The following is a 14,847-nucleotide window of genomic DNA, read 5'->3' on the forward strand; positions in this document are numbered from 1 at the left end:
TTGATCAGTAGCAGGCACTTGTTCTGTTACCTGCCTACCTGCACCGACGCGGCATCCCCACTGGCCGCCACTATCTGCTGATAGGTGACCTGATCCTCATTACTCAAAAGAATGCATCTGACTGATGGGTAATCCCCCTACCACCAAGGATGCAGTTTTTGACCATTAATGGAGGCACCCTATGACGCAACTCTTCAACGACCGCCGCGTCGATCTGACGGGCTTCAGCAAGACCGAACTCTCTATCAACGGCATCCTCACGGTTGTCTATCGTGCAGGCCAAGGCCAGCCCCTGCTGTTCATGCATGGGGCAGCCACCTGGCATGGCTTCGACTTCGCTCGGGGCTGGACCTCTCAGTTCGAGGTGATCATTCCATACCATCCAGGTTTCGGTCCCTCGCAGGGTAGCGCCGAGTTCACGACCGTTGACCACTACGTGTCCCACTACGCGGAGTTGGCAGAGGCATTGGGACTCTCACGCTTTCACTTGGTTGGTTTTTCGCTCGGTGGTTGGATGGCTGCCCACTTCGCGGCCAAGCATGCAAACCGGGTCGATCGGCTGGTCCTGGTCGCGCCTGCTGGGCTGGAGGTACTCGATCATCCTCAGCCTGATCTCAGCACTATTGCTCCCGAAGAGATCCTCGGCTACCTGGTCCACGACTTGCGCACACTCCAACCTTATTTGCCCAACGGCGAAGATGCCGAGTTCGCCGCAATGAGGGAAAAGGAAGGCACTACAGTCGCTGGCCTTTTGCGCAATGGGACCCTCAACCATCCCGACATGGCGCAGGTACTGCAAAAGATCAGCAGCCCTACCCTGTTGATTTGGGGAATTAAGGACCGCCTGGTCCCGCCAGATCAAGGCGCCGCCTGGCAGCAGTTAATCGCGGGCGCAAGCCTCAAAATTTTTCCCGGCGCCGGTCATCTTGCACTGGATGAGTCTCCTGCCGCCTGCAATGAAGTTGCCGCATTCCTGAGTGAGCGGACGGCCTAACAGCGGGACAACGAAGCTACGTTCAGTCACGGGCTGCAGAACTATCTTTTGACAGGATGTTCAGTGGCCGGCGGTGCGAGAAGCTCTAGGAACAAGAACAGAGAACGCCTCACCGGAGAAGCGGTATGCAAACATTTGTCTACAACGCCCTGCCCTCAAGGGTCATTTTCGGCCAAGGCACGTTAGCCCAGCTAGCGGATGAAGTTAGAGCCCTAGGATGTTCCCGCGCCTTTGTGCTGACCACTGAACCGCAGAAAGATTTGGGACAACGACTGTGCCATCTGCTTGGCGATTTGGCGGTCGGTGCTTTCAACAATGCCACCATGCACACCCCTATCGACGTGACTGAAGAAGCCTTGCAGGTTGTTGTGCAAAGCAGTGCAGATTGCCTCGTAGCCATTGGTGGAGGCTCCACCATCGGTTTGAGTAAAGCGTTGGCATTGCGAACCGACCTGCCCCAAATTGCGATCCCCACTACCTACGCTGGCTCGGAAGCTACACCAATCATCGGGCAAACCGAAGATGGATTGAAGACAACTCAGCGCACGCTGAAAGTGCTGCCGGAGGTCATCATCTACGACGTCGATTTGACGTTGTCGCTGCCTGCCGACATGACCGTAACCAGTGGACTCAATGCCATTGCTCACGCGGTGGAAGCGCTCTACTCCAAAGATGCCAACCCGCTGATTTCAATGCTGGCACAGGAAGGCATTGCAGCGATCAGCCGAGCATTGCCCGCCATCCACCGCGATCCGAACGACATTGACGCGCGCGCCGATGCGCTGTTTGGCGCGTGGACGTGTGGCACGTGTCTGGGAGCGGTAGGGATGTCCATTCACCACAAGCTCTGCCATACCCTGGGAGGAAGCTTCAACCTTCCACACGCGCCCACTCACGCTGTAATTCTGCCCCATGCAGTTGCCTACAACAGAGCCGCAGCTCCCGAGGCGATGGCAATGATTGCCCGCGCACTTGGGACGCAAGATGCGGCTCGTGGTTTGTTCGATCTCGCCAAACAGTCGGGTGCTCCTATGACCTTGGCGGAACTGGGAATGACGGCCGCGGACATTGATCGAGCGACGGAATTGGCGTGCGCAACACCCTATTGGAGCCCACGACCGATTGAAGCAGAGGGTATCCAGGAATTGCTGACCAACGCACTAGTTGGCAACCGTCCGTAATCCGCCAACCAGAATTTCACTGACCTCAGCAACCTTAACAACCATAAAAAAGAGGCCGTCATGGAACTCAACCCGCACATTCAACGCCACCACCACATCACCCTCAACGTCGGCGGTGCCCAGGAAGATTACGACTTCCACACCAAAGTGCTGGGGCTCAAAAGCGTGAAGAAGACCGGCCTGTACGATGGTGCCGAGCCAATTTATCACCTGTACTATGGCAATGACATGGGTGAAGAAAGCACGTTGGTGACGTGTTTCCCCATGCGCCAGTCCGGGCGCAAGGCCAAGCGTGGCACAGGCCAAGTCAAGACCCTGGCGTTGTCTGTGCCGGTGTCGTCTCTGGGCTTTTGGGCTACGCATCTCACCAACAATGGGTTCAAACCTGAGCTGCTTGAACGATTTGGTGAGCAGCTGCTGCACTTCGCGCACCCTTGCGGCATCGAATACGAGTTGGTGGGCATCGCCGATGACGATCGCAAACCGTACTCCAATGGGGTCATCCCAGAAGGGTTCGGCATTCGCGGCACCCACGGGATCACGGTTTCCGTGCGCGATATGGAAAATTCTGCGGAGTTCATGCACTACGGTTGGAGCGGAAAGCTGGCGAACACCGATGGTGCCTTCACTCGCTTCCATGTCGGTAAAGGTGGCAGCGGCACCATCATCGATTTCCAACACGAACCTCAGCTTGAGCAGGGCACCTGGGCATACGGCGAGGGCACGGTCCACCATTGCGCTTTCGAGGTCAGTGACCTCAGCGTTCAGAAGAGCGTGAAGTACCATCTGGAAGGGATGGGCTACACCGACGTGTCCGATCGCAAAGACCGCGGGTATTTCGATTCGATTTACGTGCGCACCCCAGGTGGCGCGCTGTTTGAGGCCACCGTCTCCAAGCCACAAGGCTTCCTGGTAGACGAACCCTACGAATCACTCGGTCAGACCATCCAGATTCCTCCCCAGTTGGGTGACAAGGCAGAGGAAATCTCGGCGTACCTCGAACCGCTGAAGTACTGAGTGGCCGATATGAACAGCAACTGTCACCTCGACCTGCCATCGCTCTCCTTCGGCGCACCAATCAAGCCCAATAGCGCGGTGACCATTCTGTTGCATGGCCGCACTCAATCGCCGACTGACATGTTTGAGATTGCTGAGCGGATCAACCTGCCTGACATGGCCTACATCGCTCTGCAAGCGCATGAAAAATCTTGGTACCCCGGTAAGTTCATGGACCAGGAAGAGATCAACGCGACGTCTCTGGGCGAAGCCATTCAACGTCTCGACCTAGAAGTAGAGAGATTGATCGCGTTAGGTGTCGACCGGCGCAACATCGTGCTCCTCGGGTTCTCCCAGGGTGCCTGCCTCGCCTGCGAATACTTCTACCGCCGTCCTGCTCGCTGGGGCGGATTAATCGCCTACACGGGAGGGCTGATCGGCCCCTCTGACATCGATTGGACCACCACAGAGCGCTTGCAGGGTACGCCAGTTGTATTGGCCAACAGTGATGCCGATGAGTGGGTTCCGTTGTCCAGGACTCTGCAAACAGCCTTTGTCTTCGGAACCATGCAGGCCGATCTGACCCTACGCGCATTTCCGGGGATGGCTCACCTGGTCAATGACGAAGAAATCTTACTGGGCCGCGGGCTGCTATCCACGTTGATGAACGGTACATCCGCACCCTAACCGTGACCAATCCTTGCCGGCACGGTTGGTTGGGTGCCAAGGATTGGGTTCTGTTTTCTGGTTCCTCAAGGAGCAAATGCTGTGTCACAAACGACTATTGGTTTTGTAGGCCTGGGCACCATGGGTGAACCCATGGCCACCCGTCTACTGGCGTCAGGCCAACACCTGCATGTGTTTGATCTCAACACTGCCGCGGTCGAGCGCCTGGTCGCACTTGGTGCTTCTGCTTGCACCAGCGCGCTGGATGTCAGCAACATAGCGGAAGTTGTGTTTGTCAGCCTACCTACGCCAAATGTGGTGGAAAAGGTTGCGCTCGATCCAGACGGAATCATTCATGGCGAGAAGGTTAAAGTCTTCGTCGACCTGTCGACCACAGGCCCGCGGATGGCTAAACACGTCAGTGAAAGCCTGGCGGCGGCTGACATCATTGCCATTGACTCGCCCGTCAGTGGTGGTGCCGCCGGCGCTGCCAAAGGCACGTTAGCCTTGATGGTCGCTGGCCCCGTTCAAGCTGTACAGCTGGTCCAACCCATGCTGCAAACGCTGGGCAAAGTCATCTCATGCGGTGAACTCGCTGGTCTGGGCCAGACGATGAAACTGGTCAACAACCTCGTTTCCGTCACGGCCCTGGCTGTTTCCAGCGAGGCCTTAGTGATGGGGGTAAAAGCAGGCCTCGATCCCCAGGTCATGCTTGAAGTGTTCAACGCCGGCAGCGGTCGCAACAGCGCGACTGTCGACAAGCTGCCTCGTGCAGTGCTGCCTCGCACCTTCGACTTCGGCTTTACCACGGCCTTGTCGCTCAAGGACACACGCTTGTGCCTCGACGAGGCCGAGGCGATGGGCGTTCCAATGCCTGTCGGGAGTGCCGTCCGCCAGGTATTGAATATGACCAACGCAGCGTTTGGTCCAGACGCCGACTTCACCCGTATCGCCTGCCTGATCGAACAATGGGCAGGTATCGAGATACCAACCAGGAAGAATACAAATGACTGATAAGCAGCTGTTCGAAAAGGGCTTCAACAATCGCAAAGCAGTGTTGGGCAGTGCTCACGTAGAAAAGTCTTGGGCCGCCGCCGATGACTTCAATAAGCCGATGCAAGCCCTGGTCACTGAGTATTGCTGGGGAGAAGTCTGGGGTGATGAAACGCTGCCGTTCAAGACCCGCAGCATCATCAACCTGGCCATGTTGACTGCTCTCAACCAGTCCCACGAACTGGGTGTGCATGTCAAAGGAGCCCTCACCAATGGCGTCAGCCGGGAAGAGATTCGCGCCGTGTTGATGCAAACCGCGATCTACTGTGGTGTGCCGGCGGCGCTTGCAGCTTTCCGCGTTGCAAGCGACGCCATCGCTGCGTACGACGCCGCCGCGGCCAAAGACTGACGAACCACCAGTCAACTCCCATTGGCGTCATCCGCGGTTTGGTGACGCCTTGGAATGTTCAGGAAACGAGCAAATGAGCGCCCTTCCCTGCTACGAAGTCTTTGCCATCCGCTACGCCACAGTGGCGCGCAAGCGCCACGAAAACTTTATTTCGTCGACGGACCCTCACGACGGCCCTATGCCGATGGATTATTTCGTGTGGTTGATTCGTGGGAATGGGAAGTGCGTGCTGGTCGATACTGGTTTCAATCAGCTGACAGCGGATAAACGGCAACGGCAGTTGCTGCGCTGTCCAATTGGGGCCCTTGAAGGACTAGAGATCCAGGCCGAGCAGTTGCAAGACGTCATTATTACTCACATGCACTATGACCATGCGGGAAATATTGACCTACTTCCCTCGGCTCGATTCCATGTGCAGTCAGCCGAGATAAGTTTCGCAACAGGTCGATACATGCTCTATCCACCGCTGCGACATTCTTTCAATGTCGAAGACGTGGTGAATATCGTCAGAGGCGTATACCAGCAACGGGTGGTCTTTCATGACGGTAACAGTGAATTGTATCCGGGCATCGAACTGGTAAAGGTCGGCGGGCATACCGCTGGGCTGCAAGTAGTGCGCGTCCATACGGACCGGGGCTGGATCGTGCTGGCCTCCGATGCAAGCCATTACTACGCCAACCTGGAACAGGACTCGCCCTTCCCCATCGTATTGAACGTCGGTGAAATGTTGGACGGCTACCGAACGTTGTTGAATCTGGTTCCTAGCCCGGATCATGTCATTCCAGGCCATGATCCGTTAGTTCGGCAGCACTACCCAATTTATGGTAGCGAGGACGCCGATATCGTTGCCTTGCACATACCACCATTAATGAATTTAGGCACTAAACACGGGCGTTGCTAGTAAGTAAACACTTCCGGCCGACCCTGCGAGCTAACCAACAGGGTCACACAATATTTCAACTTACAACCTTGTATGACATACGTTGCATGCATTTAATCCGAGATTCGTCGGCAACAACATAGAGGCAATGAATCATGTTAGAGAATCGTGGTGTAGTTTATCTTGGCGCCGGCAAAGTTGAAGTGCAGTCCATTGATTATCCGAAGATGCAGGATCCGCGTGGGCGCAAGATCGAACACGCGGTGATCCTGAAAGTGGTTACTACCAACATCTGCGGTTCAGACCAGCACATGGTCCGTGGGCGCACCACTGCGCAGGTAGGGTTGGTGCTCGGCCACGAAATTACCGGCGAGATCATCGAAAAAGGCCGTGACGTCGAGAATCTGAAAATCGGCGACTTGGTATCGGTGCCCTTCAACGTGGCCTGCGGTCGATGCCGCTCCTGCAAAGAAATGCACACGGGCGTGTGCCTGAGCGTCAATCCGGGACGCCCTGGTGGTGCTTACGGCTATGTCGACATGGGAGATTGGACCGGAGGCCAAGCAGAGTACGTGATGGTGCCCTACGCCGACTTCAACTTGCTCAAGCTGCCGGATCGAGACCGTGCCATGGAAAAAATCCGCGACCTGACCTGTCTGTCAGACATCTTGCCCACTGGCTATCACGGCGCAGTGACCGCAGGGGTTGGGCCGGGCAGCACCGTCTATGTCGCTGGTGCAGGCCCGGTTGGCTTGGCCGCGGCGGCCTCCGCACGGCTGCTTGGTGCCGCGGTGGTGATTGTTGGTGACGTCAACCCAATCCGCCTGGCTCATGCCAAAGCACAAGGCTTCGAGGTTGCTGATCTATCCAAGGACGTGCCCCTGCACGAACAGATTGCCACCCTGCTGGGTGAGCCTGAAGTGGATTGCGCCGTGGACGCCGTCGGCTTCGAAGCCCGCGGCCACGGACATTCCGGGGTGAAGGCAGAAGCACCAGCGACGGTACTGAATTCACTGATGGGGGTAGTTCGTGTGGCCGGCAAGATCGGCATCCCAGGCTTGTACGTTACCGAAGATCCAGGGGCCGTCGATGCAGCCGCAAAAATGGGTAGCCTGAGCATTCGCTTCGGTCTGGGCTGGGCAAAGTCCCATAGCTTCCATACTGGTCAGACCCCAGTCATGAAGTACAACCGCCAACTGATGCAAGCCATCATGTGGGACCGAATTAACATTGCCGAAGTGGTTGGAGTCCAAGTCATCAATCTGGACGAAGCGCCTCGAGGCTACGGAGAGTTCGATGCTGGGGTACCGAAGAAATTTGTCATCGACCCGCATCGTACTTTGAGTCGTTCTTGATCGCCCGCTCGTTCAAGAACAACAACACTCGGCAGGAGAATCAATATGTATCCCAAGAACGCGTGGTATGTCGCCTGTACGCCGGATGAAATTGCCGACAAACCTCTCGGACGGCAGATCTGCGGAGAAAAAATTGTTTTCTATCGTGGACATGAGCAGCGGGTCACTGCGGTGGAAGATTTTTGCCCGCACCGCGGTGCACCTCTGTCATTGGGCTATGTCGAGGATGGCAACCTCGTCTGCGGCTACCATGGCTTGGTCATGGGCGGCGATGGAACAACCGTGTCCATGCCCGGACAACGAGTTCGCGGCTTCCCGTGCAACAAGGCTTACGCTGTCGTAGAGCGGTATGGGTTCATCTGGGTCTGGCCCGGCGACCAACACCTGGCTGATCCAGCGCTGATCCATCATCTGGAATGGGCGGTCAGTGATGAGTGGGCCTACGGCGGTGGCCTGTTTCACATCGCCTGCGATTACCGGTTAATGATCGACAATCTCATGGATCTGACCCATGAGACCTATGTTCATGCCTCCAGTATCGGTCAGAAGGAAATTGACGAAGTTCCGCCCGTCACCACGGTCCACGGCAACGACGTCGTTACCGCACGACATATGGAAAACATCATGCCGCCACCTTTCTGGCGCATGGCCTTGCGCGGCAACAACTTAGCCGACGATGTACCGGTCGATCGATGGCAAATTTGCCGTTTTACCCCTCCCAGCCACGTCCTGATTGAGGTTGGGGTCGCGCATGCCGGTAAAGGTGGGTATAACGCCCGCCCGGAATATAAAGCATCAAGTATCGTAGTCGATTTCATCACACCCGAGACAGAAACATCGATTTGGTATTTCTGGGGAATGGCACGAAACTTCAACCCACATGATCAAGCCTTGACGGAGACCATTCGCGAAGGCCAAGGCAAAATTTTCAGTGAAGATTTGGAAATGCTTGAACGTCAGCAACGTAATCTACTCGAATCCCCCCAACGTAATCTGCTCAAGTTGAACATCGATGCAGGAGGTGTTCAATCCCGACGGATACTTGAGCGTATGCTTAGCCAGGAGCAACGTCTCATTCTCATAGACTCCGAATAACGGCAGGGCAGCAGTCTCGTAATACGCAGTGGAAGCGTATAACTTCAAAAAGCGAGCTCTTTAAGGTAATAGGCATATTTATTACCCAAGAACGCCCCAACACTATGATTCTTCTGAGGGGCCCAGTTATTGAAGAAAGGCGTTCTTTGATAGCTATCAATTCTAAATTTCAGCAAACGCTGGTGCGGTGCTCTAAAGTTGAGCACCGAAGCACCATCCAAAAGTAGGAGCGCCTTAGCTTCATTGGAAATGACGAACGGATACAACAATTCGCACATCCTGACAGACCGTGGGACAGATTTTAGCTTCCGATGAAACTATATCCTCGCTCTAAAGACCAGTGCAGAGATATGTAAGCCGTCATCGCGGCCGCCCAATAGTTCGCAGAAAGCATGAAGAGAACTTTACGTATGCGCCGGATCACACCCTCCCTCAGTTGTTTCCGAGTACCGATCAAACGTCGAGCGGAGACTCCTTAACCCACTTGACTGTGGCGGAGACACAGTGGGATACGAAGCAGCTTTCACCGACCTCAAGTAGCGATGCGGGATACGTCAGAGTCGCTCAGGACGTAGTTGAGAACCTGCAGAGTGCTTCCATCCGACGTTTACGCACTGACTTAGTGGAGGTCACGTTCGCATTGTATCTTGCGCCCCCGTACGCAGATCTATCCAAGGATAGGTGCCGAGCGGTTTTGCTCTTTTTAGACTGGGTGAGCCCCTGCCACGATCCAGCGACGTCATTTTCACCAGCAGCCAGAAGGATAAAAAAATGCTGACGCTCCTCCGCTCTGGCCTAGTCGATCTCCAGGTCGGTCGCAAACTTATGTTGGCGTTCGGTATGGTTTCTATCCTTTCGCTGGTCGCTCTCGCTATCGCATTCCAATCCACACAGACACTGCTCAACGACAATCGACAAAATCAGGCGATTGCCGAGATGAACCTGCTTCTGCAGCAAGCACGCAGCGCAGAAAAGGACTTCGCTCTGAACGCAGATAAGCGCCCAGCCCAATTGGTCGACGTCACCTTGGCTGCACTTGAGCAGCATGCCAATGGATTAATCGTTGACGATGCGACCAACCTTGTGGGACTGGACCAAATTCGCGCCAGCGCACAGGCTTACCGCAAGCAGTTCGGACAGTTCGTCACCGATTCTCATCAGGCCGCCCAAGCACTTAAAGACATGCAGAAGCAGGCCGACGAGGCCCGTATGCAATTTGAATTCGTGGAGCTGGAGATGTACAGCGCGCTGCGCGCAACCATAGCAACCCATCGCGAGTTGAACGCCGATACGCTGACCTTTGCGGAAAACGCCTCTGAATTGTTACGGCTGCTGCTGGCCTTACGTAACCGCGAATACTGTTATGTACAACAGGGAGGCGAACAGTGCCTGAAGGAATGGGAAGAACTCATGCAAGCTACTGAGAACAGCGTATCCCTCCTGCAGACGCGCATTAGTGCGGAACAGAAGGACGTCCTCCAGACAGCCCAGGAAGCCATAATTAGCTACCGTGTTGCCTTTAAGCAATATAGTGCCAATCGCATCGCCAATGAACGTGGTGCAGAAAAAATGAAACAACTCGCCGATAGGGTAATGCGTGACACCGACCAAGCACTGTCCACTCACCAGCAGCAAATGGTGCGTCGGTCGACCTCCATCCTCCGTGTGCTGGTCATCAGCGCCATGGTAATTCTCGGCTTAGCAACGCTGGCCGGCTGGGTGATTCGCCAACTGATTCTACCACCGTTGCGCCAGACTCTGGTTCTCGCGCAAAGCATCGCCGCGGGCGACCTCAGTAGGGACATCACAACAGGACGCAGAGACGAACTCGGCCAGTTGTGCCAAGCGATGAGTACCATGACGATCAATTTGCGCGAACTTGTCAAGCGTATCGTAAGCGTCCGAACTACACCGCCTTGCAACTCAAACCTTAATCCGTTTAAGCCACTGATTCACGCGCTCGCACTCAAATGCCGCCGGATCAAAAACATCGCCATGCCATTCAACCATGTCGTCATGCTCTGGATGATTGGGGTTGCCCATGGCCTCCAGAAAGTCCTCATAACCAGGCCCGCCACCCACGTCTTCCGGTGGGCAAGCATTGGCGCCATCGATGCAGTACGGCACCTGAGGACACGCAACCGCCGGTAACGTCTTTTCGACCTTGATACTGTGATGCCAACTGTCACCAAAGTCGTAGAGATAATTAAATGTCCGCTTTCCGCTCAGCGCCTTGATCAGCGTTTTACGGGCTTCAGGGTTTACCGTCGGCCCCCAACCATCAGGGTCGGGCATGCCGTAATTCTCACCGGCAATTTCAAACTCATGCAGATGGCTATCACTCCAGCCCATCACGACCTGGATGACATGGTGCAGTTTGCCCAAGGTGATGTTTTCAGGCACCGCGAACCGACGCCAGATCGTCGGAGTGATCCACTTCAGCTCAATGTGCAGCAGCAACAGGTCGGGGGCGGGTTTGGGTAAACGGACAGTTTTAACCATGGATCAGGCAGCCTCGCAGAATTCAGTCAGTGTGAGAGAAACGTTCCAGGGCAGCAGTTCGTCGACCCGATTGATTGGGTAGTCGGCGATGCGCTCCAGCACGTGTGTCAAATAGGCTTGCGGGTTCAGGTCGTTGAGCTTGGCCGAACCCACCAGGCTGTAAATCGCAGCCGCTCGTTCTCCGCCGGCATCGGAACCGGCAAACAGGTAGTTTTTGCGGCCCAGCGCGACGGCGCGCAGCGCCCGTTCGGCGGCGTTGTTGTCGATTTCGATTCGGCCGTCATCGCAGTAGCGCGTTAAAGCCTGCCACCGGTTGAGGGCATAGAGGATTGCACCGCCCAATGTCGATTTTTTCGACAGTTGAGCCAGCGTCTGGTTAAGCCACGCGTGCAGGTGCTCCAGCAGTGGACTCGCCCGACTTTGCCGAACCGTTTTTCTATGATCTGGCGGTTGTCCGCGGATCTCGCTTTCGATGGCATACAGGGCCGCAATCCGTTGCAGCGCCTCACTGGCAAGTGGTGAAGCCTGGTCTTTGTAGACATCGTAAAACTTGCGGCGGGCGTGAGCCCAGCAGGCGGCTTCCTGAATGCTGCCTGCAGCATACAGCTGAGCGAAACCGGCGTAGCCGTCAGCCTGCAAGATCCCGCTGAAGCTCTTGAGATGAGCACGGGGATGTTGCCCCTTGCGATCCGGCGAGTAGGCAAACCAGACCGCCGCCGGTGTCGTGTAACCGGCAGGTCGGTCGTCCCGCACGTATGTCCATAGGCGAGCCGTTTTGGTTTTGCCGTTGCCCGGCGCAAGTACACCAATCGGCGTGTCGTCGGCATGAACTTTATGGCCGCTCATGACATGACGCTCAAGGGTGTTGATCAGCGGCCTGAGCAATTGACTGCTCTGGCCGACCCAGTCGACCAGAGTTGAGCGCTCCAGATCCACGCCCTCACGGGCGTAGATCTCGGATTGCCGATACAGCGGCAAATGGTCAACAAACTTGGAGACCAGCACGTGGGCCAGTAGCCCAGGGCCTGCAAGGCCTCGGGCTATCGGGCGACTCGGTGCCGGCACCTGAGCGATGTGCTCGCAGCAGCGGCAAACCCACTTGGGGCGAACATGGCGGATCACTTTGAAACGCGCTGGGACGTACTCCAGCACCTCAGACACATCCTCCCCCAAATGGCGAAGTTTCCCACCGCAACCGGAGCATTGCGATTCGGGCTGATGGACGTGAATTTCGCGAGGCAGGTGTTCAGGCAACGGCTTGCGCCGAGAGACGACGCGAGGGGGCGGTTCGATTGGTGGTGTCAGTTCAGTCTGGCTGACTTGCAACTCTTCAAGGCTCAACTGGAGTTGGTCGATCATGGCGTCCAGTTGCTCGGAACTGCGACCGAACTGCATACGACGCAGCTTGGCGATCATCATTTTCAAGCGCTCAATCTCTGCCCGCTGGGCAGAGACCAGAGCCTTCAAGGCTTGAAGATCGTTAGGCAAAGAGTCGGTCGCGAGCGTCATGACCGAATGTTACTTGGGATTTTTTCAGCGTGGCAAGTCAGACCGCGAGGATGGGTGCTGTACGAATTGGCCTGCGCCAATCAATGCCTTCCAACAGCATCGACAACTGCGCAGCCGTCAGCGACACGCTGCCGCTGGTTGCTTGCGGCCAGACAAAGCGTCCTTGTTCCAACCGTTTGCAAAACAGACACAACCCGTCGCCGTCCCACCATAGCAATTTGATCCGGTCACCGCGCCGTCCGCGAAAAGCAAAGATCTGACCGGAGAACGGATCGGCTTCAAGCTGAGTCTGCACCAGTGCGGCTAAACCGTCGAAGCCACGGCGCATGTCCGTGACGCCGGCAGCGATCCAGATGCGGGTTCCAGCGGGCGGAGCAATCATCGCAGTAACTGCTGCAAGATGAGTTGCAGGGTCTGCGGGTCAGGCGTGCCAGTGATGCGCAGCTTGGCTTTTCCCGCCTCAACAACGATCACGGAATGACACTCAGGCGGTGACTGAATGACTTGCGGTAAATCTATTGGCGCCTCGATCACCTGGACAGGCAAAAGCGTTGCACTCTGGCTGGCCGGGCCGAACAAGCCCTCTTGATATTGCTGCCGCCAGCGAAAGACCAGGTTGGCATTGACGTCATGCTCACGAGCGATCAACGACACGGAGGCGCCAGGCTGGAACGTGGCTTCGACAACTTTGCGTTTGAACTCTGGCGGGAAGTTGGGGCGACGACCGGGTCGACGGGCTGGGGCAATGATATCCAAGATAGTGTCCACTAAAAAATGGTGTCCACTATCTTGGCCAATTCGGAGGGCTGTCAGCAGAGGGTGCTGGCCGGACGGTTACAGCGTATCGTGCAGGGAATCGATCAATTGCATCGTGCGACCGGTGGCCTGGAAGAGGCCAGCCGGCAGAGTAGCGCAGGAGCGTGCAGTCAACAGTATCAAACTGAACAGGCGGCCACTGCGACCCAGCAGATGGCGTACTCGGCTGAGGCAGTAGCCCGACACGCCGAAGAAGCTTTGCAAGTTGCTCGTCAGGCAAATCAACAGGCCGGTGCCGGCGAACGGGTAGTTCGCCAGACTGCGGAACAGATCGGACGGCTCGCCGAGGATGTGGATCTTTCCGTACAGACCATCCAGCACCTACACGAATGCAGCGGACGCATCGGAGGAGTTCTCGATGTGATTAAGGCGGTGGCAGAGCAGACCAATCTGCTGGCCCTAAACGCAGCCATCGAGGCGGCGCGTGCCGGCGAACAGGGACGCGGCTTCGCCGTGGTGGCCGACGCGGTACGCACTCTAGCGAAGCGCACACAAGCTTCGACCCGCGAGATCGAATTGCTCATCGCCGAACTACAGACCATGTCAGAACGCACCGTTCAGCAGATGACCGGTAGCGCCCAGCTCAGTCGGGAGGCGGTAGCTTACAGCGATCAAGCACGCCAAGCTTTAACGCTGATCACTGACGCAGTGAACAGCATTGAGCAGCTTAATCAAAAGATAGCCACCGCGGCAGAGGAACAGAGCGCAGTGGCCGCCGAGATAAGCCACAATGTCGAGCATGTGCGAAGCATTGCCGAGCAAAGCGCCCAGACGAATGAAAAGATGGCCGGATCTACCACCGAGCTAGCACATCTAGGCGGCGAATTGCACCAACGAGTGCAACAGTTCCGCATTTGAACATGCTGCTATCTTTAACCAATCCGCAACTATTGACACTGGGAAAACAGTTCAAAACGAGCAAGCCAGCCGCCGCGTTGTAGCCAATGTTTATAGGGCGATCGGCGCAACCGTTGGTAATGCCACAGATGCATTTTGGGGCAGCTAGCTCTCAAGTAGTCGGCTCAGTGAAAACGTTTTGTCGCTAAATAAAGAGCAGTTCCGGCGTCACCCTTGAGGCCGCATTGCACACCCCGGCGCGCAAAAAACCAGATAGGTTTTCTTCCATATAGCCAACTTTTCCGGCTGCAGCGCTATGTTGCTGACCTCTCATTCTTGACCATGCTTTACACCGATGTTGATCGGCCACTAGTACCAATAAGAAGACCACGCACCCTCCTCCTCAGCGTGTGTTCGCGCGGAGTTCACACTGACCCAAGCTACCGATTGGAGACTTAAGAGAATTGCAGAGGACTCATTCTATTCCGTCTAAAGAAGAACAGCACAGCTGAACACATGGATCAGTTATCAGCCGGCGGAACAGACACTGGAAGATCAGCTGTTGTTCAGCTGCATTGACCTCCTAGCTCGATGGCCATCCGTTCCTCTGAAAA

At 56.0% G+C, this 14,847-nt stretch carries 14 protein-coding genes and 1 pseudogene; 11 read left to right on the top strand and 4 right to left on the bottom strand.

Features of this window, described 5'->3' with window-relative positions; genetic code table 11:
* Nucleotides 1–181: 181 nt before the first annotated feature.
* From TU76_RS02350 to TU76_RS25550, 10 genes and pseudogenes are all read left to right on the top strand, one after another.
* Nucleotides 182–994, top strand: coding sequence for an alpha/beta fold hydrolase (locus TU76_RS02350; protein WP_048654666.1), 813 nt, complete (start codon nucleotides 182–184; stop codon nucleotides 992–994).
* A 125-nt stretch (nucleotides 995–1,119) separates the two neighbouring features.
* On the top strand, nucleotides 1,120–2,175 hold the full coding sequence (locus tag TU76_RS02355; protein ID WP_048351014.1) for a maleylacetate reductase: 1,056 nt from the start codon (nucleotides 1,120–1,122) through the stop codon (nucleotides 2,173–2,175).
* 60 nt (nucleotides 2,176–2,235) lie between these two features.
* On the top strand, nucleotides 2,236–3,192 hold the full coding sequence (locus TU76_RS02360) for a VOC family protein (RefSeq protein WP_048351015.1): 957 nt from the start codon (nucleotides 2,236–2,238) through the stop codon (nucleotides 3,190–3,192).
* A 9-nt stretch (nucleotides 3,193–3,201) separates the two neighbouring features.
* Nucleotides 3,202–3,858: an alpha/beta hydrolase gene (locus TU76_RS02365; protein ID WP_048351016.1), complete on the top strand. Its 657-nt coding sequence runs from the start codon at nucleotides 3,202–3,204 to the stop codon at nucleotides 3,856–3,858.
* Nucleotides 3,859–3,939: 81 nt separating this feature from the next.
* Entirely contained in the window at nucleotides 3,940–4,851 is a 912-nt protein-coding gene (locus tag TU76_RS02370) for an NAD(P)-dependent oxidoreductase (RefSeq protein WP_048351017.1), read from the top strand.
* Nucleotides 4,844–5,239, top strand: a complete 396-nt coding sequence (locus TU76_RS02375; protein WP_048351018.1) for a carboxymuconolactone decarboxylase family protein — start codon at nucleotides 4,844–4,846, stop codon at nucleotides 5,237–5,239. The genes TU76_RS02370 and TU76_RS02375 overlap by 8 nt, the downstream gene beginning before the upstream one ends.
* A 73-nt stretch (nucleotides 5,240–5,312) precedes the next feature.
* Nucleotides 5,313–6,140 (top strand): N-acyl homoserine lactonase family protein, encoded by an 828-nt coding sequence (locus tag TU76_RS02380; RefSeq protein ID WP_048351019.1) that lies wholly within the window; start codon nucleotides 5,313–5,315, stop codon nucleotides 6,138–6,140.
* Between the two features lie 134 nt (nucleotides 6,141–6,274).
* Nucleotides 6,275–7,474 carry a formaldehyde dehydrogenase, glutathione-independent gene (gene fdhA / locus TU76_RS02385; RefSeq protein ID WP_048351020.1) on the top strand — a complete coding sequence of 400 codons (1,200 nt, stop codon included), beginning with the start codon at nucleotides 6,275–6,277 and terminating at the stop codon, nucleotides 7,472–7,474.
* Between the two features lie 45 nt (nucleotides 7,475–7,519).
* Nucleotides 7,520–8,569, top strand: coding sequence for an aromatic ring-hydroxylating oxygenase subunit alpha (locus TU76_RS02390; protein ID WP_048351021.1), 1,050 nt, complete (start codon nucleotides 7,520–7,522; stop codon nucleotides 8,567–8,569).
* Between the two features lie 1,683 nt (nucleotides 8,570–10,252).
* Nucleotides 10,253–10,435 (top strand): annotated as a pseudogene (locus tag TU76_RS25550) (HAMP domain-containing protein); the annotation flags it as partial.
* A 57-nt stretch (nucleotides 10,436–10,492) separates the two neighbouring features.
* On the opposite strand, the gene TU76_RS25555 reads toward TU76_RS25550, so the two are convergent.
* The 4 genes from TU76_RS25555 to tnpA are packed head-to-tail and all read right to left on the bottom strand — an operon-like array spanning nucleotide 10,493 to nucleotide 13,336.
* Complete coding sequence (locus TU76_RS25555) at nucleotides 10,493–11,071, bottom strand: plasmid pRiA4b ORF-3 family protein (protein ID WP_082136488.1); 579 nt, start codon at nucleotides 11,069–11,071, stop codon at nucleotides 10,493–10,495.
* Between the two features lie 3 nt (nucleotides 11,072–11,074).
* On the bottom strand, nucleotides 11,075–12,580 hold the full coding sequence (tnpC, locus tag TU76_RS02410; protein WP_048351025.1) for an IS66 family transposase: 1,506 nt from the start codon (nucleotides 12,578–12,580) through the stop codon (nucleotides 11,075–11,077).
* A 37-nt stretch (nucleotides 12,581–12,617) separates the two neighbouring features.
* Nucleotides 12,618–12,962, bottom strand: coding sequence for an IS66 family insertion sequence element accessory protein TnpB (gene tnpB / locus TU76_RS02415; RefSeq protein ID WP_048351026.1), 345 nt, complete (start codon nucleotides 12,960–12,962; stop codon nucleotides 12,618–12,620).
* Nucleotides 12,959–13,336, bottom strand: coding sequence for an IS66-like element accessory protein TnpA (gene tnpA, locus TU76_RS25825; protein WP_048351027.1), 378 nt, complete (start codon nucleotides 13,334–13,336; stop codon nucleotides 12,959–12,961). The genes tnpB and tnpA overlap by 4 nt, the downstream gene beginning before the upstream one ends.
* 213 nt (nucleotides 13,337–13,549) lie before the next feature.
* Here tnpA and TU76_RS24540 point away from each other — a divergent pair, with 213 nt between their 5' ends.
* Entirely contained in the window at nucleotides 13,550–14,254 is a 705-nt protein-coding gene (locus TU76_RS24540; protein ID WP_420892974.1) for a methyl-accepting chemotaxis protein, read from the top strand.
* The last annotated feature ends 593 nt before the right edge of the window (nucleotides 14,255–14,847 follow it).

The sequence above is a fragment of the Pseudomonas psychrophila genome, assembly GCF_001043005.1.
Classification (GTDB): Bacteria; Pseudomonadota; Gammaproteobacteria; order Pseudomonadales; family Pseudomonadaceae; genus Aquipseudomonas; species Aquipseudomonas psychrophila.